Genomic DNA, 20,674 nt, shown 5'->3' with positions numbered 1-20,674 from the left:
GGAATCAATATGGCACAGCTTTCGTTGCAACATATCCAAAAAATATACGATAACCAGGTGCATGTGGTTAAAGACTTTAACCTGGAGATTGGGGATAAAGAGTTCATCGTTTTTGTCGGTCCGTCGGGCTGCGGCAAATCCACCACGCTACGCATGATTGCGGGGCTGGAAGAGATCAGCGCCGGTGAATTATTGATCGACGGTAAGCGGATGAATGATGTACCGGCAAAAGCGCGCAATATTGCCATGGTCTTTCAGAATTACGCCTTATATCCGCACATGACCGTTTACGACAACATGGCGTTTGGGCTGAAAATGCAAAAGATGGACCCGGGCATTATTGATGAACGCGTGAACTGGGCGGCGCAAATTCTTGGATTGCGGGATTACCTGAAACGCAAACCGGGCGCGCTTTCCGGCGGACAGCGTCAGCGTGTTGCGCTTGGGCGCGCCATCGTTCGTGAAGCGGGTGTGTTCCTGATGGATGAACCGCTGTCTAACCTGGATGCAAAATTACGTGTCCAGATGCGCGCAGAGATCAGTAAGCTGCACCAGAAGCTGAATACCACCATGATTTACGTTACGCACGATCAGACTGAAGCCATGACGATGGCAACGCGAATCGTCATTATGAAAGATGGCATTGTTCAGCAGGTCGGTGCGCCTAAGATGGTATATAACCATCCGGCCAATATGTTTGTCGCAGGATTTATTGGTTCTCCTGCAATGAACTTTATTCGTGGTGCAATTGATGGCGATAAATTCGTTACCGAAACGCTGAAATTAACAATCCCGGATGACAAGCTGAACGCGTTAATAAAACAAGGCCACGAGCATAAAGCGGTGGTAATGGGGATTCGCCCGGAGGATATCCATCCTGAAAAACAGGATGGTAATAGCATAACGGCGCGTATTAGCGTGGCTGAATTAACCGGTGCGGAATTTATGCTTTATACCACCGTTGGGGGGCACGAGCTGGTCGTCCGTGCCGGGGCGATTAACGATTATTCTGCGGGAGAAAATATCACCATACATTTTGATATGGCGAAATGCCATTTCTTTGATGCTGAAACCGAACTGGCTATTCAATAAATAATTCCTCCGGGGGAATTATCCCCCGGTAGCAGGTGCATTTTTTGTCGGTATTTTAACAAGGAATAAAAATGAAAACCTTACTGTACTCTACTGCGCTGGTCATATGCGCAGGAATGGCTTGCGCGCAGGCCGCTGAAAACAACGACTGGCATTTTAATATCGGTGCTATGTATGAAATAGAAAACGTCGAAGGCTATGGTGAAGATATGGATGGGCTGGGTGAACCGTCCATCTATTTTAATGCGGCAACCGGTCCGTGGAAAATTTCACTGGCGTATTATCAGGAAGGACCTTTCGATTATAGTGCCGGTAAACGCGGTACATGGTTTGATCGCCCGGAACTGGAAGTTCGTTATCAATTCCTCGAAAGCGATGATGTTAATTTCGGTTTAACCGGCGGTTTTCGTAACTATGGCTACCATTACGTAAATGAAGCGGGTAAAGACACCGCCAATATGCAACGCTGGAAAGTACAGCCGGACTGGGATGTGAAACTGACCGACGATTTACGTTTCAGCGGCTGGCTGGCGATGTATCAATTCGTCAATGACCTGAGTATCACCGGCTACTCAGACAGTCGTGTCGAAAGTGAAACCGGCCTGAATTACACTTTTAATGAAACGGTTGGTCTGACGGTGAATTATTACCTGGAACGTGGCTTCAATCTTGCCGAAAACCGTGATAACGGTGAATTCTCCACACAGGAAATCCGTGCCTATTTACCGATAGCATTAGGCAATACCACTCTCACGCCTTATACCCGTATCGGTCTGGATCGCTGGTCCAACTGGGACTGGCAGGATGATCCTGAGCGTGAAGGTCACGACTTTAACCGTCTCGGTTTGCTTTATGCGTATGATTTCCAGAATGGGTTATCAATGTCGCTGGAATATGCCTTTGAGTGGGAAGATCACGACGAAGGTGAGAGTGACAAATTCCATTATGCGGGGATCGGCATCAACTACGCGTTCTAAAATGTACTGGGGCATATTCATGCCCCAGTTTTTAAGCGAGGGAGCCGGCTAATGATATTTGCGTTTTTACGATAATATTTTGCAGGCCTTTCTTGCCGGCAATCAGGTTAAATAACAGATTACAACTTTGCTCGCCTAATTCCTGCGTGGGAACGTCAATGCCGCCTGGGGCGGGAGTCAGCATAAACGAGAGCAGTTCATTACTGTAACCGACAACGGCGAGTTGTTGTGGAATCGCGATATTTTTCTCTGCCGCCACCCGGTATAAACTCATTAACTTTAAGCTGTCTGTTGCGAAAACGGCATTTGGCAATGGGGTCTGGCTTAACAGTTTTCTGGCGGCCAGTAGCGCGCTTTCATGCGTGTATCCACCATCAACGATCCATTCATCACGGCACTGGATTTTATGGACTTCCAGACTGGCTTTATAACCATTAACACGGTCGATGGAAACATGGAAATCAAGTGGCGCATGCAAACAGGCAATATGCTGATGACCACTGTCAATTAATGCATTTGTGAGTTGAATACTGTCCTGGAAATTATCCGTATCGACAGAGTAAACATGAGCGTATTCGCCTTCCACTTTGCCAATGACGACAACAGGAACATCATACTTATCCAGACGCGAAAAGAAGAACTCATCCGCCGGGGAGCTCAGCATAATAATGCCTTTGATCATTTTCTGCTTAATTTTGCTTTCGCATTTTTGCAAGTCATCTTCTGTACTGCGGGAGGTCTGTAATATGACATCAAAACCTTCCTCTTCGGCCTTTGCCGTAATCGCATGCAGAACTTCAGAGAAAAAAGGATTACCGGCCGTTGTTTTTGCTGAACGAGTAGAAATAACCATAATGGCGTCAAACCCGGAAGAGGTCAGGGCGCGCGCCAGTTTATTCGGTTGGTATTGCAGTTCATCAATGGCGCGTAATACTTTCTCCCGTGCTTCCGGGGAGATATTGGTTTGTTTATTCAGCACGCGCGATACCGTGGATTTTGATACTCCGGCGACGCGCGCGATATCATAAATAGTAGGGGACATAGTCGGGGGAACTCCGTTCGAGAGTTAATGACGCACATCTTATGGAGTTAACTGGCGGATGACAACACAAGGCGGTTGATTATCAACAGCCTGCCCCCACATCAATACGCATAGGTTATAATTTTTTTCTGGTCTTCAGGCACAACAGGATGGCGATGAAGCGACTCAAAAACGAACTTAACTCGCTGGTTAATCGCGGTGTAGACAGGCATTTACGTCTGGCCGTTACCGGACTTAGCCGCAGTGGGAAAACCGCGTTTATTACTGCGATGGTTAACCAACTGCTCAACATCCATGCCGGATCGCGACTGCCGCTGCTAAGCGCGGTGCGTGAGGAGCGTTTGCTGGGCGTGAAACGCGTTCCACAACGTGATTTTGGTATTCCTCGTTTTACCTACGATGAAGGGCTGGCCCAGCTTTATGGCCAGCCGCCTGCCTGGCCGACGCCAACGCGCGGCGTGAGCGAAATCCGTCTCGCGTTACGCTACAAATCCAATGATTCTTTGCTGCGCCATTTTAAAGACACCTCGACGTTATACCTGGAGATTGTCGATTATCCCGGCGAATGGCTGCTCGACTTGCCGATGCTGGCGCAGGATTACCTGAGCTGGTCCCGGCAAATGACCGGCTTACTGCAAGGGCAGTGGGGCGAATGGTCGGCCAAATGGCGTCAGCTATGCCAGGGGCTGGACCCGCTGGCGCCTGCTGATGAAAATCGCCTGGCGGAGATCACCGCGGCCTGGACGGCGTATCTGCACCAATGTAAACAGCAAGGGCTGCACTTTATTCAGCCTGGTCGCTTTGTGCTGCCGGGTGATATGGCGGGCGCGCCTGCGTTGCAGTTTTTCCCGTGGCCGGATGTGGATGCGCATGGCGAATCGATACTGGCGCAGGCGGATAAACACACCAACGCCGGAATGTTGCGTGAACGCTTTAATTACTACTGTGAAAAAGTGGTGAAAGGGTTCTATAAAAACCATTTCCTGCGGTTTGATCGCCAGATTGTACTGGTGGATTGCCTGCAACCGTTGAACAGCGGGCCGCAGGCGTTCAACGATATGCGTCTGGCGCTGACGCAATTGATGCAGAGTTTCCACTATGGTCAGCGAACGCTATTTCGCCGACTCTTTTCCCCGGTGATTGATAAACTGCTGTTTGCGGCGACCAAGGCAGACCATGTGACTGTCGATCAACATGCCAATATGGTCTCTTTGCTCCAGCAACTGATTCAGGATGCCTGGCAAAACGCGGCGTTTGAAGGCATCAGCATGGATTGTCTGGGACTGGCGTCCGTACAGGCGACGACCAGTGGATTGATCGACGTAAATGGTGAAAAGATCCCGGCCTTACGCGGTAACCGTTTAAGCGATGGAACGCCGTTAACGGTATACCCCGGCGAAGTGCCCGCACGTCTGCCGGGACAAGCGTTCTGGGACAGTCAGGGTTTCCAGTTTGAAGCGTTTCGCCCGCAGGTGATGGATGTGGACAAACCATTGCCGCACATTCGTCTGGATGCCGCGCTGGAATTTTTAATAGGAGACAAATTGCGATGAGCGAACCGTTAAAACCGCGTATCGATTTCGCAGGTCCACTGGAGGTGGAGCAAAACCAGACGCTTAAAACGCAACAGACCTTCAGCGAGACGCAGGCGCAGACCTTTGCCCCCGCGCAGGTGGATGAACCTCTGGAAGACGAGGGGCAGGCGGAAGCGGTCATTGACGCCGCACTGCGCCCGAAACGCAGTTTGTGGCGCAAGATGGTGATGGGGGGACTGGCGTTGTTTGGCGTCAGCGTTGTGGGCCAGGGCGTGCAATGGACCATGAACGCATGGCAAACCCAGGACTGGGTGGCGCTGGGCGGTTGTGCCGCCGGGGCGTTGATCATTGGCGCAGGCGTTGGCTCGGTCGCGACAGAATGGCGTCGGCTATGGCGATTACGCCAGCGGGCGCATGAACGGGATGAAGCGCGCGACCTGTTGCACAGCCACGGTACGGGAAAGGGCCGTGCGTTTTGCGAAAAGCTGGCGCAGCAGGCCGGTATCGATCAGTCTCACCCGGCGTTGCAGCGCTGGTATGCTTCGATTCATGAAACGCAAAACGATCGGGAAGTGGTCAGCTTATACGCTCAACTGGTGCAACCGGTGCTGGATGCCCAGGCGCGACGTGAAATCAGCCGTTCGGCCGCCGAATCCACGTTAATGATTGCCGTCAGCCCGCTGGCGTTGGTGGATATGGCATTTATCGCCTGGCGAAATTTGCGGCTGATCAATCGCATTGCGACGCTGTATGGCATTGAACTGGGGTATTACAGCCGTCTGCGCCTGTTTCGTCTGGTGTTGCTCAATATTGCGTTTGCGGGTGCCAGCGAGCTGGTGCGTGAAGTCGGGATGGACTGGATGTCGCAGGATCTGGCGGCGCGTTTGTCTGCCCGTGCGGCGCAGGGTATTGGCGCCGGGCTGTTAACCGCTCGTCTGGGCATTAAAGCGATGGAGCTGTGTCGTCCTTTACCGTGGATCGACGATGATAAGCCGCGTCTGGGGGATTTTCGTCGCCAGCTTATCGTTCAAGTCAAAGAGACCTTGCAGAAAAGCAAAACCCCGCGCGAAAACTGATCGCTGGAAGGGCGCTGACCGTATAACTTTACGGCCCGGCGCCCAATTTTCCGTCATGCTGTCAATAATTGTTGACAGAATCCTTCCTGCTAATCGAATACTGGCTTATCATCTATCTAATAGCTCATTGTTTTAGGTGAAAGTTCCCATGCGTCTGGAAGTCTTTTGTGAAGACCGTCTTGGTCTGACCCGCGAGTTACTCGATTTGCTGGTGCTTCGTAGCATTGATTTACGCGGTATTGAGATTGACCCCATCGGGCGAATTTACCTTAATTTTGCTGAACTGGAGTTCACCAACTTCAGCAGCCTGATGGCGGAGATCCGCCGCATTTCCGGCGTGACCGATGTCCGTACGGTGCCGTGGATGCCGTCTGAACGCGAGCATCTGGCGCTGAGCGCACTGCTCGAAGCGTTGCCGGAACCCGTCCTCTCTCTGGATATGAAAAGTAAAATAGAGATGGCGAACCCCGCGAGCTGTCAGCTTTTCGCACAAAATCAGGAGCGTATGCGCAATCACACTGCCGCGCAGTTGATCAACGGCTTCAACTTCCAGCGTTGGCTGGAGAGCAACCCGCAGGTCTCTCACAACGAGCATGTGGTGATCAATGGGCAGAACTTCCTGATGGAGATTACCCCGGTTCATTTGCAAGGGGAAAATGACGAGTACATGCTCACGGGCGCTGTCGTTATGCTACGTTCTACCATCCGAATGGGGCGTCAGTTGCAGAATTTGACGACCCAGGATTTGAGCGCGTTTAGCCAGATTATCGCCGTCAGCGCGAAAATGAAGCATGTCGTAGAGCTGGCTCGTAAGCTGGCTACGCTGAGCGCGCCACTGCTGATTACCGGCGATACCGGAACCGGTAAAGATCTCTTCGCCCATGCCTGCCACCTGGCAAGCCCGCGTGCGGCAAAACCGTATCTGGCATTGAACTGCGCCTCCATTCCTGAAGATGCGGTTGAAAGCGAACTGTTTGGTCATGCGCCGGAAGGTAAAAAAGGCTTCTTTGAACAGGCCAACGGGGGGTCGGTGCTGCTGGATGAGATTGGTGAGATGTCGCCACGCATGCAGACCAAATTGCTGCGTTTTCTTAACGACGGCACTTTCCGTCGCGTTGGCGAGGATCATGAGGTTCACGTTGATGTCCGGGTGATCTGCGCCACGCAGAAGAATCTGGTGGAACTGGTGCAAAAAGGGCTGTTCCGCGAGGATCTCTACTACCGTCTGAATGTGCTGACGCTCAATCTGCCGCCGCTGCGTGATTGCCCGCAGGATATCATGCCGCTCACTGAACTTTTCGTGGCGCGTTTTGCCGATGAGCAGGGCGTGCCGCGTCCAAAACTCTCTGCCGATCTCAGCACCGTATTAACCCGTTATGGCTGGCCGGGCAACGTGCGCCAGCTTAAAAACGCCATCTACCGGGCGCTGACGCAGCTTGAAGGGTACGAATTACGTCCGCAGGATATCTTGCTGCCGGATTACGACGCCACGACCGTTGCCGTTGGTGAAGATGCGATGGAAGGCTCGCTGGATGATATCACCAGTCGTTTTGAACGTTCCGTGCTGACGCAGCTTTATCGCAATTATCCGAGCACGCGCAAACTGGCGAAACGCCTGGGCGTCTCACATACCGCGATTGCCAATAAGTTACGTGAATACGGTTTGAATCAGAAGAAAAGCGAAGAGTAGAAACGACAAAGAATTAGAAGCCCGATGAGCGTTGCGCCATCGGGCTTTTTTACCGTCTTACGCTTTCAGCACGTCCAGCGCAGCAGCATAGTCAGGTTCGTTGGTGATTTCGTTCACCAACTGGCTGAAAATGACGTTGTCGTTTTCATCAATGACCACCACGGCACGCGCCGCCAGACCTTTCAGCGGGCCTTCAGTGATTTCAACGCCGTAGTCTTTCAGGAAGTCAGGATTACGCAGAGTGGAAAGGGTAATGACGTTGCTCAGACCTTCCGCGCCGCAGAAACGAGACTGGGCGAACGGCAGATCCGCAGAAACGCACAGTACGACGGTGTTGTCGATTTCTGTCGCCAGTTGGTTAAACTTACGTACCGATGCCGCACAAACGCCGGTATCAATACTTGGGAAAATATTCAGCACCTTGCGCTTGCCTGCAAACTGAGCCAGTGTGACGTCAGACAGATCTTTTGCCACGAGGGTAAAAGCCTGTGCTTTGCTACCAGCTTGAGGAATGGTGTTGGCGACGGCGACTGGATTGCCCTGGAAATGAACGGTTTGTGACATGGTTATCTTCCTGTTTACATATAGTTAACGTCGTGGCTAGTTTATGCCATCAGCAGTTAACACGGCAAACGCTATTTGTGTTTAATCCACCGCCACGCATCTGCAACGTGAAAAACGGCGAGAAAAGGAGAACCAATGAGATCTGTTAAGGTGTATGAGGAGGCCTGGCCGCTGCACACGCCCTTTGTGATTGCCCGGGGAAGTCGTACCGAAGCGCATGTTGTGGTCGTGGAGCTGGAGGAAGAGGGCGTAAAAGGCGTAGGGGAATGTACGCCTTATCCACGTTATGGCGAAAGCGATGCCTCGGTGCTGGCGCAGATCATGAGTATCGCGCCGCAACTGGAACAGGGGCTGACCCGCGAAGCACTACAAAAATTGCTGCCTGCCGGCGCGGCCAGAAATGCGGTCGATTGCGCGCTGTGGGATCTGAGCGCTCGCCAGCAGCAGCAAACGCTGGCGGAGTTTGTGGCCGTTGAATTGCCCGCTACGCTGACAACAGCACAGACTGTCGTGATCGGTACGCCTGAACAGATGGCGGCCAGCGCGGCGGCACTGTGGGAAAAAGGGGCGAAACTGCTCAAAATTAAGCTGGACGATCGCCTGATCAGCGAACGAATGGTCGCGATTCGCTCCGTCGTGCCCGATGCGACGCTAATCGTGGATGCAAACGAGTCCTGGCGTACAGAGGGGCTGGCGGCGCGATGCCAGCTGCTGGCGGATTTAGGCGTCGCGATGCTGGAACAACCGTTACCTGCGCAGGATGACGCCGCGCTGGAAAATTTTGTTCATCCGCTCCCTATTTGTGCGGATGAAAGTTGCCATACCCGCAGTAGCCTGAAAGCGTTACAGGGGCGCTACGATATGGTCAATATCAAACTGGATAAAACCGGTGGTCTGACGGAAGCGCTGGCGCTGGCCGCCGAAGCCAGAGAACAGGGTTTTGGGCTGATGCTGGGATGTATGCTGTGTACCTCCAGGGCCATTAGCGCAGCGTTGCCGCTGGCCCCACAGGTGCGTTTTGCTGACCTCGATGGCCCCACCTGGCTGGCGGTGGATGTCGAGCCCGCTCTACGGTTTACGACCGGGCAACTTCATCTTTAGGGTGCCAGCGCAGCAGAGTAGACATCGCCATCAGATACTTTTCGCTGGCTTCATCGGACGAGATCGGCGGGAACTCTGCGGTAATACAGTGCAGATTGAGGTCGGCGCACCAGCTTCCAAACGAACCGGGCGTTTCGTAACCTACGCTGGAGACCAGCGGCAGCTCAAATGCCCGGGCCAGCCATTCGCCTAACTCGCTATGTCTGGGATCTTCAATACAGGCAAGAGGATCGTGAAAGGAGACCACCCAGGCAGGATGCACCCGGTGTATCAGTTGGCACAGCGCCTGGGTTTCGGGTTCGGACCCCGGATGTTCGCCGGTAAGCAGCACCACATCGCGCTCCTCGGCGCTGCTGTTCCAGCGATAAACCGTCTCACCCGCTTTCCAGTTCGCCGCCGGAAAATTACGGTTCAAATCGACGCCATTGGCATTGGCGCGCAGACCAAGCTGGCAACCGTCCGGGTTCACCGCCAGCACCACATGATGACGGCGGAGTGAAGGATTCAGCGTACGCAGCGCACACGAGAGCGTCACCACCGACGCGTTCTCATCGCCGTGCGTTCCGGCCAGAATCAGGCCGCTTTCGCGATCGGCAGCCGGAGCCGGAAACCAGATCAACGGCGCTCCCAGCAATGAACGCCCATAATGTTCGGTTCCTGGCGGAAATGCGCCGCGCTCGGCACGAGGACGGGTAACGGTCATAAGTGTCTCTGAATGCTGTTGTTATTACTCGCAGTGTTGTGCAAATTGTCCAGATAATCAAATCGTTTTCACGCGTTGCGCGCGCTATGCAATATCCTCTGTCTGGCTTCCTGGAAGCGGATGCGTATATCGGGTTAATATCAACTTTCTGTAGGAAGACGTTTGCATTTCCTTCATGCGAAACAAATAATTACGCAGTCATCTAACTTCATCATTTAAGGGCATCTTATGAAGCACTCTGTTTCAGTTACCTGTTGTGCGCTGTTGATTAGCAGCGTCTCCCTGACACACGCTGCGGATGTTCCCGGCGGAACGGTACTGGCAGAGAAGCAAGAACTGGTCCGCCATATTAAAGATGAACCGGCGTCGTTAGATCCGGCAAAAGCGGTTGGACTGCCGGAGATTCAGGTCATTCGCGATTTGTTTGAAGGTCTGGTGAATCAGAACGAGAAAGGGGAAATCATTCCTGGCGTCGCTACGCGCTGGAAGACCAATGATAACCGGATCTGGACGTTTACCCTGCGCAATAACGCAAAGTGGTCGGACGGCACTCCGGTGACCGCGCAGGATTTTGTCTACAGCTGGCAACGTCTGGTTGATCCGAAAACCCTGTCACCGTTTGCCTGGTTTGCCGCCCTTGCTGGCATTAATAACGCCCAGGCGATTATTGATGGTAAAGCGTCGCCGGATACGCTTGGGGTTAGCGCCGTGGACGCCCGCACGCTAAAAATACAGCTGGATAAACCGCTGCCGTGGTTTGTTAACCTGACTGCCAACTTTGCTTTTTACCCGGTACAGAAAGCCAATGTAGAAAGCGGTAAAGACTGGACGAAGCCCGGAAACCTGATCGGCAATGGCGCCTATGTGTTGAATGATCGCGTGGTTAACGAGAAACTGGTGGTGGTGCCTAATACCCATTACTGGGACAATGCGAAGACGGTGCTGCAAAAAGTGACTTTCCTGCCGATTAATCAGGAGTCGTCAGCGACTAAACGTTATCTGGCTGGCGATATCGATATCACCGAATCTTTCCCGAAAAATCTGTATCAGAAGTTGCTGAAGGATATACCGGGGCAGGTTTATACGCCGCCGCAGTTGGGCACCTATTATTATGCGTTTAACACCCAAAAAGGCCCGACGGCGGATTCCCGCGTTCGTCTGGCGCTGAGCATGACGATTGATCGCCGCATCATGGCGGAAAAAGTGTTAGGAACCGGGGAGAAACCGGCCTGGCGTTTCACCCCGGACGTGACGGCAGGCTTTACTCCCGATCCTTCGCCATTTGAACAAATGAGCCAGGAAGAACTCAATGCTCAGGCGAAAACGTTATTGCTTGCGGCTGGCTATGGCCCGCAGAAACCGCTCAAATTGACGCTGTTATATAACACGTCTGAAAATCATCAGAAAATCGCGATTGCGGTCGCCTCGATGTGGAAAAAGAATCTGGGCGTAGAGGTGAAGCTGCAAAACCAGGAATGGAAAACCTATATCGACAGCCGCAACACCGGTAATTTTGATGTTATCCGCGCCTCTTGGGTGGGGGACTACAATGAACCGTCTACTTTCCTGTCATTGTTAACCTCGACCCATACGGGCAATATCTCGCGCTTCAATAACCCGGCCTACGATAAAATCATGACGCAGGCGACAGTAGAAAATACGACGAAGGCGCGCAATGCGGACTATAACGCGGCAGAGAAAATCCTGATGGAACAGGCGCCGATTGCGCCGATTTACCAGTATACCAACGGACGTTTGATCAAACCGTGGCTGAAAGGTTATCCCATTAATAACCCGGAAGACGTGGCGTATAGTCGGACAATGTATATTGTGAAGCACGACAAATAATATGCAATAGTGAGCGAAAAGACGCGGAATACCGCGTCTTTTTTAATTTGCGGATTGCGGTGACGCGGCGTTATCCAGATAAAGCGTCTGGCTTGGAAACGCAAAATCTGCGCCGTTCGCCTGAACAATGTCGATAATCTTCAGGTAAACATCCTGCTGAACCGCAAGCCAGGCTTCCCATTCGGTGGTTTTGCTAAAGCAATAGACCATGATATTCAGCGATGATTCGCCGAATTCATTGAAATAGACCAGCAGCGTCTGGTGCTGATCGATATCAGGGTGGTTTTGCAGCATCGTTCTGACCGCATCAACAATAACACCTGTTTTACTGGCATCCTGATAACGTAACCCGATCACCGTTTTAATACGTCGGTTGGTCATCCTGCCGGGATTCTCCACGCTAATGGAGGAGAAAATCGAATTCGGCACATATAAAGGGCGGTGGTCGAAGGTGTTAATTTTGGTCATTCGCCAGCCGATTTCAGTCACGGTGCCTTCAATATTTCTGTCCGGGGAACGGACCCAGTCGCCAATGCTAAAGGGGCGATCAAAATAGAGCATAATCCCCGAGAAAAAGTTGCTCAGAATGTCCTTACCCGCCATCCCAACAGCGATGCCGCCAATGCCGCCAAAAGTCAGCAACCCGGACAGACTCATGCCAAAGTGTTCGCCATAGAGTAAAACGATGGCGATAATAATGGTGATCTTAATAATGCGAGACAGGATCTTCGCACTGGTGACATCTCTGCCTTTACCGATCTGTGATTTTTCAAAGCGGTTGATGAGTAAAAACAGTTTTATTGTCAGAATCAGCGCAATCAGAGATGTGCAGATAAAATCGACGGCATTTGGAGAGATGAATTTCAGATCGTAGTTTTCAATAACATTATTGGCGATACTGCCCAGCGTGCCGATGATAAGGGCATAAACGAAGAACTGTACGGCATGAAATATAAATCCTTTTCTTCTTTTCTCGCCACGACGAAACACAATACTCATCAGAAGTAAGGCGGCGCCACTGCCAAAAATTATTGCCAGATTAAACGCGTTTTTGAAAAAAAATTCTGCAATCATTTTGGTCTGTCACTACCCCGTATGGTTGATATAACGCTAAAAGATTCTGAGGTGCAGATATTTTATCCGCTTCGAATGCGCTGGTCATTGATCAAAAAGAATAAGACGTAGCGCATTTTCAGACAGGGACGCGCGATGTGAATATTATGTCACGACTTGTGTGGCAGACAACGAGGGATTGTCATGGTATTGTTACGCGCAAGTAACAGAGCTTTCATCTGCAAAAGGACGATACCATGATCATGACAAAGCTGAAGACAGCAAAGGGGAAGAAATTTCTGTTGGGCCTGCTGGCGGTGTTTATTATTGCGGCATCAGTGGTTACGCGGGCGACTATCGGCGGCGTGATCGAACAGTATGATATTCCGTTGTCCGAGTGGACAACCTCGATGTATTTCATCCAGTCATCAATGATTTGCGTCTACAGTCTGGTTTTCACCATTCTGCTGGCCATTCCGCTGGGGATCTATTTCCTCGGTGGTGAGGACAAACAGTAACGTGAGTGAGCGGCTTCGCCGGGTAGGCATAAGCGCTACCCGGCACGAAAATAGGCTTAATCGTCTTCGTCGTCGTCCAGTTCGACCGGTGTCTGATACTGATCGGGTTTAATGACAAGCAGATCGCAGCGCAAATGGTCGATAACCTGTTCCGCCGTATTGCCCAGGAAGGCCGCAGATATCCCGGTACGACCAACCGTACCCAGTACAACAATACCCGCCTGTAGGTGCTCGGCTAAATCCGGGATAACCTCTTCAGGCAACCCTTTTTCAACATGCGTCACTTTCTCATCAATGCTGAATTTCTGACGTAGCGCCTTCATCGCCAGCAAATGCTGACCGCGAATCGCGTCGTTGTAAACGCTCGGATCAAATTCAGGCAGTTCGATTGCGATATTGATGGGCGTCACGGGGTAGGCGCCAACCAGATGGACTTCGGTGTGGTTCACCTGTTCTGCGAGTTGCAGCGTTTCTTTGACCAGCTTTTCATTCAGCGCATTGTGATAAGGTTCTTCGCTCGCCAGGTTCACGGCCACCAGCGCTTTACCGCCTTCAGGCCACGGTTGGTCCTTGACCATCCATACCGGGCTTGGGCATTTACGCAACAAATGCCAGTCAGTCGGCGTAAAGATTACCGCTTCCAGGCGGTCATGCTGGTGCGCCATTTTGAGCACCAGATCGTGATCGTCGCTGATCACTTCCTGGATAATGGCTTCAAAGGGACGGTTGTGCCAGACCACTTTTATCTCAACGGGAACACCTGCTTCGATGTAGTATTTCGCTTGTTCGCGTATCCAGGCTGTTCGCTGGCTGATGACGCCCTGACGCATCGCGGTACGCTCATCAGGCGAGAGCAGGGTAGTCATTTCATAAGAAAAATCATAGATCGGCAAAAAGGCTTTAATTTTGCCACCAATCCGTTGATGCAAATAAACAGCGCGTCGTAATGCGGGTTGATCGTCCTGGTTTGGGTCGATGACCACCAGCATATTTTGATACATAGCCATACAGGGTCTCCTTACAACTGTCACCGCAGTTTGTAATTAAAAGAGTAACCCATATATGTTGAATGAAACAGGGGGGAACCTTCTGCCAGATCAATAAATCAGGAAAATTTGCTGTTCTATAGGGCAGTGTATTGAATGTAAACAATTTCTATCAGTAAAATCAGACTTCCGGGGCATACCTGGGGTAAATAGCGGCTTAGTAGAGTCTGTAATTAAATCTGTTTGATTCATGAATGCCGCCATAGCGGCATTCTTATCGTTAGTGGGAACCAAGACGGATCAGTTCAACGGGTTCGAACTGGCCTTCACAGCCTTCCACTTCGACGGTTTTGTTGCGGCGTAACTGGGCTGGAGTTAACCCGTTAGAATGTATGGCAACGATTTTACCCGTTCTGCCCGTCCCATTAATCATAACCCGACTGCCATTAGTAATAGGATTATGGTTACGATCATAAGTGATCATGGTTATTTCTCCTCTTAATATCTGGGTATCAAAAAATTCGCTTAACAATCCGGGCCGCAGTCCAGAAGCGAACGTAATATAAATACACCTTTGCCATAATCTTTTTTTGTTTTTGATCAAGGTCACACTTTTTCTATACCCACCAAACCGCAGTTTTCGGGGGGAGTTAAATCAATAATCATTGTAAATGACAAGGTGTTAGGGTTGCCGCAGTTGCGTCGTATGCAAGAACGCAACTGCGGCCAGCTGGCGATCGTTCGATAGTGCGAATGAATATAGAACGGTTGCCAGCCGCTGCGGATTGTACTTTTCCGGCATGATGAATCAATGTGGTTAATCCGAAAATGGCCTGGCAGGGCGTAAACCATGCCAGTGGTGTCCAACTGGAGTGATGGCTACGTATTTGAGATTTCTTTAGCTTATTGACGTGGTGTGATTCCTTCTGTCAAACCAATAAATCAGGAAAATTTAATGATTTAACAGAAGGATAACTGACTTACTTGCGGAAAGATTAAGCAACGTTGCGAGTATGACCAGCAAGCACTGCGAGCGCATCGCTGTTTTCGATGGTGATGTATTTACCTTTCACCGCCAGCATACCGCTTTTCTGGAAACGACCCAGCAGACGGCTGATCGTTTCGACCGTTAAGCCAAGGTAGTTACCGATATCGCCACGGGTCATCGTCAGGCGGAATTCACGCGGAGAGAAACCGCGCTGGGCAAAACGACGGGACAGATTGTAGATAAAGGCTGCCAGACGTTCTTCCGCATTTTTCTTCGACAGCAACAGGATCATATCCTGGTCGCCTTTGATCTCGCCGCTCATCAGACGCATCATCTGTTGACGCAGGTTAGGCATCTTACCGGAGAGATCGTCCAGAGTCTCAAACGGGATTTCACATACCATTGAGGTTTCCAGCGCCTGGGCAAAGCTCGGGTGGTGCCCGCTGCCAATCGCGTCAAAGCCGACCAGGTCGCCCGCTAAATGAAAACCAGTGATTTGCTCGTCGCCCTGCTCGGTAATGGTGTAGCTTTTAATCGTACCGGAGCGGATAGCATAGAGCGATTTCAGTTCATCACCTGCTTTAAACAGCGTTTGCCCTTTCTGAATAGGCTTTTTACGCTCGATGATATTATCAAGCTGATCAAGCTCATGTTCGTTAAGTGTGAACGGGATGCAAAGCTGGCTGATACTGCAATCCTGGCAATGGATAGCACAACCGCCAGACTGAATGCGCCGTATAATTCGCTTTTCCGGGATCATAGGTCTGCTCAAGCCGTAATTGATATTTGTCAATTTTAACATCTTTTTGGTGAGCACGTAAGCCTGAGCTACTCCCAATAGAGGATAATTCAGGCATAAGCAGGAGAAATATTTATATCCCTTTGAAAACCCATGCTTTATAAGTGGTTACTTTACATCAAAGTGTGACGGGTAAGGCACAAAATGCCTGGTTTCTACAGCAGCAGATACCCTTCATGGCGTAATAACCACTCTTTTCTCTGCACGCCGCCAGCATATCCCGTCATTGTCCCGTTGCGTCCGATCACGCGATGGCAGGGTACAACGATACTGACCGGGTTAGATCCGTTAGCGGCGCCTACGGCGCGAGCGGCTCCCGGACGGCCTAATTTTTCGGCAAGTTGACCATAATGCATAACCTGACCGCAGGGGATGGTGCGCAGCGTCTGCCACACTTCCCGCTGAAAAGGTGTTCCCCCGGTGGCGGTCTCCAGCGTATCAATGATGCTGAGATTTCCCTCAAAATACGCGGTGAGCTTATCGCTCAGGCCACCCGGATTTTTGGCGGCGATGCGCTCGTATCCCTCTGAACGATAATGTATGTCCAGTAGCTGTTCCATACGGTCGCTGTGTTGCTCCCATTCGACGGCGCGCAGGCGGAATTGCTCATCGCAAATCACCCATAACGGCCCCAGCGGGGTCGTGATATTGTCTTCAAGTAATCTCAGCATCCGTTATCTCTCATTGCAGGCGGGATAATTCCCGGACTTATCAGCAGTTCAACAAGATACCATGCGACCAATATCCGCAACCATACCCCTAAAAAGATAAGCGGGCATAATACGTTTAGCGTCATTGTTTGTTGAAAAAGCGAACAAATAAAGATGCTGAAAAAATGAAGCACGGCAGGAGAATAAAAAACAGGGACTGTCGACATCCGCCAGCCCCTAAAATCTACACAGCAGTGCTTCCTTAACCTTTTCCCGGCCTGGTTTTCCCTCAGCGGGTAATAAAGTTATAACGGCTATAAAAGAGATATTCCACTTTCAGGGCATAATTGATTTTACAAAAGCCTCGCTGAAATTGTCGGTTAACGCAGGATAAAACGTGGCTTTACCGGGGATGAAATAGTGAGATGCGCATAGCCAGATAATTGAGCCAGTGTCGTTTATTGGAAATAACTGTAAACCGTTGTCGGTATAATAGCGCGCGGTTATGATAGTGCCTGTCTTAACGCGCTGGAGGAGGAATCATGAACCTTGACGACAAAACGCTGTTTCTTGACGCCATGGAGGATGTCCAACCGTTGAAACGTTGCGCTGATGTACACTGGCAGCCCACACGCAATTCACGGGCGCCGCAGCGTATCGATACGCTCCAGCTCGACAATTTTCTTACCACCGGGTTTCTGGATATTCTTCCTTTGGGCGAACCGCTGGAATTTCGCCGGGAAGGGTTGCAGCAGGGCGTGCTCGACAAACTGCGTTCGGGAAAATACAGCCAGCAGGCGAGTCTCAATTTGCTTCGTCAGCCGGTTGAGGAATGTCGCAAGATGCTGTTTAGCTTCATCTGCCAGGCGCGTCAGGATGGTTTACGCAACGTGCTGATCATTCATGGCAAAGGGCGGGAAGATAACGCGCATGCCAATATTGTGCGCAGTTATGTGGCGCGTTGGCTGACGGAATTTGACGACGTTCAGGCTTACTGTACGGCGCTGCCTCATCATGGCGGCAGCGGAGCGTGTTATGTTGCGTTGCGTAAAACGGCGCAGGCAAAGCAGGAAAACTGGGAGCGTCACGCGAAACGCAGCCGTTAAGGGTGTTCACAGGCTACTTACGGGCAGCCTGTGACGTTTATTACGCCGCCAGCACCCGATTTCTGCCGTCGTTTTTGGCTTTGTACAGGGCATCGTCCACCCGCTTAAATAATTCATCAATACTTTCATTCGATTCGTGCCGTGCGACGCCGATGCTGACGGTAAAACGGGGCAGGCCAGGAATACAGACTTTCGCTACGGCGGCGCGTATTGATTCTGCAAGATTAAGCGCAACCTCCAGCGAGGTTCGCGGCAGCAGCAAGACAAATTCTTCACCGCCCCAGCGAAAGACCAGGTCGCCTTTACGTGCGCAGGCTTCCAGCGTTCGCGCCAGAGCGCACAGCACTTCATCGCCTTTCAAATGACCGTATAAATCGTTAATGCTTTTGAAGCGATCGGTATCGATGAGCAGCAGGCTGTAATCCATTGTCATCGACAGATGGGGCGTATGGTTTTGCTCAGTAAGAAGATAAAATTGCCTGCGGTTCAGTAAGCCGGTCAGCGCATCATGCAGGGCAGCGCGTTCCAGCTCCTGTTCCAGCCGTTTTTGCTCGGTAATGTCATGAATGATACATAACATGAGCTTATCGCCGTATATCTCAAGGGGACCCGCATAGGTTTGTACGTGCCGGGTGGTGCCGTCAGAGAGTTTATGGACGAAGTTTAAGGGCTTATGCCCGCCGGGCAGACGGGCAATCTCATGCATAACGGGTAAGATCTGGCGGCCTAATACGTTGATTTCCCATGTATGTTTCTGGCACATCGCTTCATGGCTGTAGCCATAGAAATTGAGTGCGGCCAGATTGGCATCGACGATCAGACCGTCCCGTGAAGGGTCTATCAACAGCATCGGCGCGGAGTTCGTCAGGAAAAAACGGGCGTAAAACCCTTGTTTTTTACGCTGATAGTTTGCCGAACGGCTGGCCTTGAGACCTTGCGCCGTGGGTGTCTCTATGCCTTCAAAAATAATAACGTCTCCCTGCGTCGACAGGGTTTTAACCGAGAGGCGGCAGGTTAAGGCGATTTCTTTACCATCACGACAGACCGTCAGAATTTCAACAATATCGTGATGGTGGTGTAAATCAGCAACGTACATGCGCAGTTCATTTTGCGCATAAGTTGAAAATATCCCCTTTCTGAGACGGCTGAAAGTCTGTTCCTGTGTCAGTTCGCGTGCGGCGGTATTAGCGAAAACTAACTCTTCTGTGTGTGGTAAAACAATCCAGACAGGAAAACTTAATAAATCCAGAGCATTGAGTTCGTGAGCAATCATCGATAATCCCGTTATCTTCACATGCTGTGTTGCCGGTTTATTGGTGAATGGCTTTTTTATTAACAGCTTACAGTGATATGGAGCGTTTTTTCACAAATCGGGAGACAACAATAGACGTGCAGATAAATCTAGCAGGGAACCAGGACAAATCCACGAATGATAAGTTTTTTTTCAATGGTCGATATAAGTGTGAACGAGTAAAAAGGAAGAAAGGTTGATGGCGACTTATATAAACATTACTCAGGCTAATCATTCTGAAAGAGGTTAACCCTTTCCCGTACGACATATTAAAGCTGATGATGCAACGCAAGGTTATCGATCTACAGACTAAAATTCATAAATTTCGATTAAGTAAATTATCATCCGTTGAACACCCCATATTGTCTCGCACAACACATTTGCGGCGGTGATGCCGGCGCCTTTCCTGCCATATCGTACTTTTCTGAATCATTTCAGCGCAATGGGATAATGAGGTATTGCTTAACATACGCCGAAGGCTAGACTAACGAAAAAGCGTTGAATGAATGTGGAGGCGTTGTGGAAGCCATCAAGGGATCGGAAGTCAATGTGCCGGATGCCGTTTTTGCCTGGCTACTGGATGGTCGCGGCGGCATTAAGCCGCTTGAAAATGACGATATTATCGACAGCCAGCATCCCTGCTGGTTGCATCTCAATTACACCCACCCTGACAGCGCGCAGTGGCTGGCGTCGACGCCTTTGTTACCGAATTCTGTACGCGATGCGCTGGCTGGCGAGAGTTCGCGCCCACGCGTCAGTCGGATGGGGGAAGGCACGCTGATCACCTTACGCTGCATCAACGGCAGTACCGATGAACGCCCTGACCAGCTAGTGGCGATGCGTGTATATATGGATGAACGTTTTATCGTCTCAACGCGACAGCGAAAAGTTCTGGCGCTTGATGAGGTGGTTAGCGACTTGCAGGAAGGGACTGGCCCGTCCGATTGCGGCGGCTGGCTGGTCGACGTGTGTGACGCCCTGACGGATCACGCCAGCGAATTTATCGAGCAATTACACGATAAAATTATCGACCTGGAAGACAATCTGCTCGATCAGCAGATCCCGCCGCGTGGATTCCTGGCGTTACTGCGTAAGCAACTGATTGTGATGCGTCGATACATGGCGCCTCAGCGTGATGTTTATGCGCGACTGGCAAGCGAGCGTCTGGCCTGGATGAATGATGATCAGCGTCGTCGAATGCAGGATATCGCGGATCGTCTGGGAAGGGGGCTGGATGAGATCGACGCGTGTATTGCGCGCACAGGCGTGATGGCCGATGAAATTGCGCAAGTCATGCAGGAGTCCTTAGCGCGCAGAACCTATACGATGTCGCTGATGGCGATGGTCTTTCTGCCCAGCACATTTTTAACCGGATTGTTCGGCGTGAATCTCGGGGGAATTCCGGGCGGCGCATGGCATTTTGGATTTTCTATGTTCTGTATTCTGTTAGTTGTCCTGATTGGTGGTGTTACCTTATGGTTGCATCGTAGTAAATGGTTGTAACAACAACGCTTTTCATCGTCCTTTGAGCAGAAAAACGCCGCATAATTTGAGCGAAGTCAATAAACAATCTACCCATTCGGGGCAATATCTCTCTCGCAGGTGAATGCAACGTCAAGCGATGGGCGTTGCGCTCCATATTGTCTTACTTCCTT

19 protein-coding genes are annotated in these 20,674 nt (G+C 51.0%); 10 read left to right on the top strand and 9 right to left on the bottom strand.

Annotated elements, in window-relative coordinates; all coding sequences use genetic code 11:
* Positions 1–9: 9 nt before the first annotated feature.
* Positions 10–1,092 carry an ABC transporter ATP-binding protein gene (locus OGX93_RS04095; protein WP_286449560.1) on the top strand — a complete coding sequence of 361 codons (1,083 nt, stop codon included), beginning with the start codon at positions 10–12 and terminating at the stop codon, positions 1,090–1,092.
* Positions 1,093–1,163: 71 nt separating this feature from the next.
* Positions 1,164–2,069: an OmpG family monomeric porin gene (locus OGX93_RS04090; RefSeq protein ID WP_071258376.1), complete on the top strand. Its 906-nt coding sequence runs from the start codon at positions 1,164–1,166 to the stop codon at positions 2,067–2,069.
* A gap of 31 nt (positions 2,070–2,100) precedes the next feature.
* Here the strand turns inward: OGX93_RS04090 and OGX93_RS04085 are convergent, their stop codons facing one another.
* Entirely contained in the window at positions 2,101–3,111 is a 1,011-nt protein-coding gene (locus tag OGX93_RS04085) for a LacI family DNA-binding transcriptional regulator (protein WP_114847868.1), read from the bottom strand.
* 155 nt (positions 3,112–3,266) lie between these two features.
* On the opposite strand from OGX93_RS04085, the gene OGX93_RS04080 reads away from it, so the two are divergent.
* The 3 genes from OGX93_RS04080 to tyrR all read left to right on the top strand — a co-directional run bounded on the left by OGX93_RS04080 (position 3,267) and on the right by tyrR (position 7,412).
* Positions 3,267–4,664 (top strand): YcjX family GTP-binding protein, encoded by a 1,398-nt coding sequence (locus OGX93_RS04080; RefSeq protein WP_286449559.1) that lies wholly within the window; start codon positions 3,267–3,269, stop codon positions 4,662–4,664.
* Entirely contained in the window at positions 4,661–5,722 is a 1,062-nt protein-coding gene (locus tag OGX93_RS04075; RefSeq protein ID WP_012132270.1) for a YcjF family protein, read from the top strand. The genes OGX93_RS04080 and OGX93_RS04075 overlap by 4 nt, the downstream gene beginning before the upstream one ends.
* Before the next feature lie 148 nt (positions 5,723–5,870).
* Positions 5,871–7,412 (top strand): transcriptional regulator TyrR, encoded by a 1,542-nt coding sequence (gene tyrR / locus OGX93_RS04070; RefSeq protein ID WP_200075795.1) that lies wholly within the window; start codon positions 5,871–5,873, stop codon positions 7,410–7,412.
* Between the two features lie 57 nt (positions 7,413–7,469).
* Here the strand turns inward: tyrR and tpx are convergent, their stop codons facing one another.
* Positions 7,470–7,976, bottom strand: coding sequence for a thiol peroxidase (tpx, locus tag OGX93_RS04065; protein ID WP_012132276.1), 507 nt, complete (start codon positions 7,974–7,976; stop codon positions 7,470–7,472).
* 135 nt (positions 7,977–8,111) lie between these two features.
* Between tpx and ycjG the strand changes: the two genes are divergently transcribed.
* On the top strand, positions 8,112–9,077 hold the full coding sequence (gene ycjG, locus OGX93_RS04060; RefSeq protein ID WP_012132278.1) for an L-Ala-D/L-Glu epimerase: 966 nt from the start codon (positions 8,112–8,114) through the stop codon (positions 9,075–9,077).
* Here the strand turns inward: ycjG and mpaA are convergent.
* Positions 9,052–9,780, bottom strand: a complete 729-nt coding sequence (gene mpaA / locus OGX93_RS04055) for a murein tripeptide amidase MpaA (RefSeq protein WP_012132279.1) — start codon at positions 9,778–9,780, stop codon at positions 9,052–9,054. The two genes, ycjG and mpaA, sit on opposite strands and share 26 nt — an antisense overlap.
* Positions 9,781–10,008: 228 nt before the next feature.
* On the opposite strand from mpaA, the gene OGX93_RS04050 reads away from it, so the two are divergent.
* Positions 10,009–11,628, top strand: a complete 1,620-nt coding sequence (locus tag OGX93_RS04050; protein WP_200090644.1) for a peptide ABC transporter substrate-binding protein — start codon at positions 10,009–10,011, stop codon at positions 11,626–11,628.
* A gap of 42 nt (positions 11,629–11,670) precedes the next feature.
* Here the strand turns inward: OGX93_RS04050 and OGX93_RS04045 are convergent, their stop codons facing one another.
* Complete coding sequence (locus OGX93_RS04045; protein ID WP_286449557.1) at positions 11,671–12,702, bottom strand: mechanosensitive ion channel family protein; 1,032 nt, start codon at positions 12,700–12,702, stop codon at positions 11,671–11,673.
* A 236-nt stretch (positions 12,703–12,938) separates the two neighbouring features.
* Here OGX93_RS04045 and OGX93_RS04040 point away from each other — a divergent pair, with 236 nt between their 5' ends.
* Positions 12,939–13,199, top strand: coding sequence for a DUF2534 family protein (locus OGX93_RS04040; protein ID WP_012132282.1), 261 nt, complete (start codon positions 12,939–12,941; stop codon positions 13,197–13,199).
* 56 nt (positions 13,200–13,255) lie between these two features.
* On the opposite strand, the gene uspE is transcribed toward OGX93_RS04040, so the two are convergent.
* The 4 genes from uspE to ogt all read right to left on the bottom strand — a co-directional run bounded on the left by uspE (position 13,256) and on the right by ogt (position 16,643).
* Positions 13,256–14,206: a universal stress protein UspE gene (gene uspE, locus OGX93_RS04035; protein WP_199972051.1), complete on the bottom strand. Its 951-nt coding sequence runs from the start codon at positions 14,204–14,206 to the stop codon at positions 13,256–13,258.
* 259 nt (positions 14,207–14,465) lie between these two features.
* Positions 14,466–14,669, bottom strand: a complete 204-nt coding sequence (gene ydfZ, locus OGX93_RS04030) for a putative selenium delivery protein YdfZ (protein ID WP_024130312.1) — start codon at positions 14,667–14,669, stop codon at positions 14,466–14,468.
* A gap of 511 nt (positions 14,670–15,180) precedes the next feature.
* Positions 15,181–15,933: a fumarate/nitrate reduction transcriptional regulator Fnr gene (gene fnr, locus OGX93_RS04025; protein ID WP_003020397.1), complete on the bottom strand. Its 753-nt coding sequence runs from the start codon at positions 15,931–15,933 to the stop codon at positions 15,181–15,183.
* Between the two features lie 194 nt (positions 15,934–16,127).
* On the bottom strand, positions 16,128–16,643 hold the full coding sequence (ogt, locus tag OGX93_RS04020; protein ID WP_110494227.1) for a methylated-DNA--[protein]-cysteine S-methyltransferase: 516 nt from the start codon (positions 16,641–16,643) through the stop codon (positions 16,128–16,130).
* Between the two features lie 521 nt (positions 16,644–17,164).
* Between ogt and smrA the strand changes: the two genes are divergently transcribed.
* Positions 17,165–17,728, top strand: a complete 564-nt coding sequence (gene smrA / locus OGX93_RS04015; protein ID WP_012132289.1) for a DNA endonuclease SmrA — start codon at positions 17,165–17,167, stop codon at positions 17,726–17,728.
* A 40-nt stretch (positions 17,729–17,768) separates the two neighbouring features.
* Here smrA and OGX93_RS04010 read toward each other — a convergent pair whose 3' ends face one another.
* On the bottom strand, positions 17,769–19,001 hold the full coding sequence (locus OGX93_RS04010; protein WP_114847872.1) for a sensor domain-containing diguanylate cyclase: 1,233 nt from the start codon (positions 18,999–19,001) through the stop codon (positions 17,769–17,771).
* Between the two features lie 537 nt (positions 19,002–19,538).
* Here OGX93_RS04010 and zntB point away from each other — a divergent pair.
* Positions 19,539–20,522: a zinc transporter ZntB gene (zntB, locus tag OGX93_RS04005; protein WP_012132292.1), complete on the top strand. Its 984-nt coding sequence runs from the start codon at positions 19,539–19,541 to the stop codon at positions 20,520–20,522.
* The last annotated feature ends 152 nt before the right edge of the window (positions 20,523–20,674 follow it).

This window comes from Citrobacter sp. CK195 (assembly GCF_030333365.1).
Taxonomy (GTDB): Bacteria; Pseudomonadota; Gammaproteobacteria; order Enterobacterales; family Enterobacteriaceae; genus Citrobacter_B; species Citrobacter_B koseri.
The sequence above is the reverse complement of the archived record's forward strand: the minus strand, read 5'-3'. Positions and strand labels throughout refer to the sequence as shown.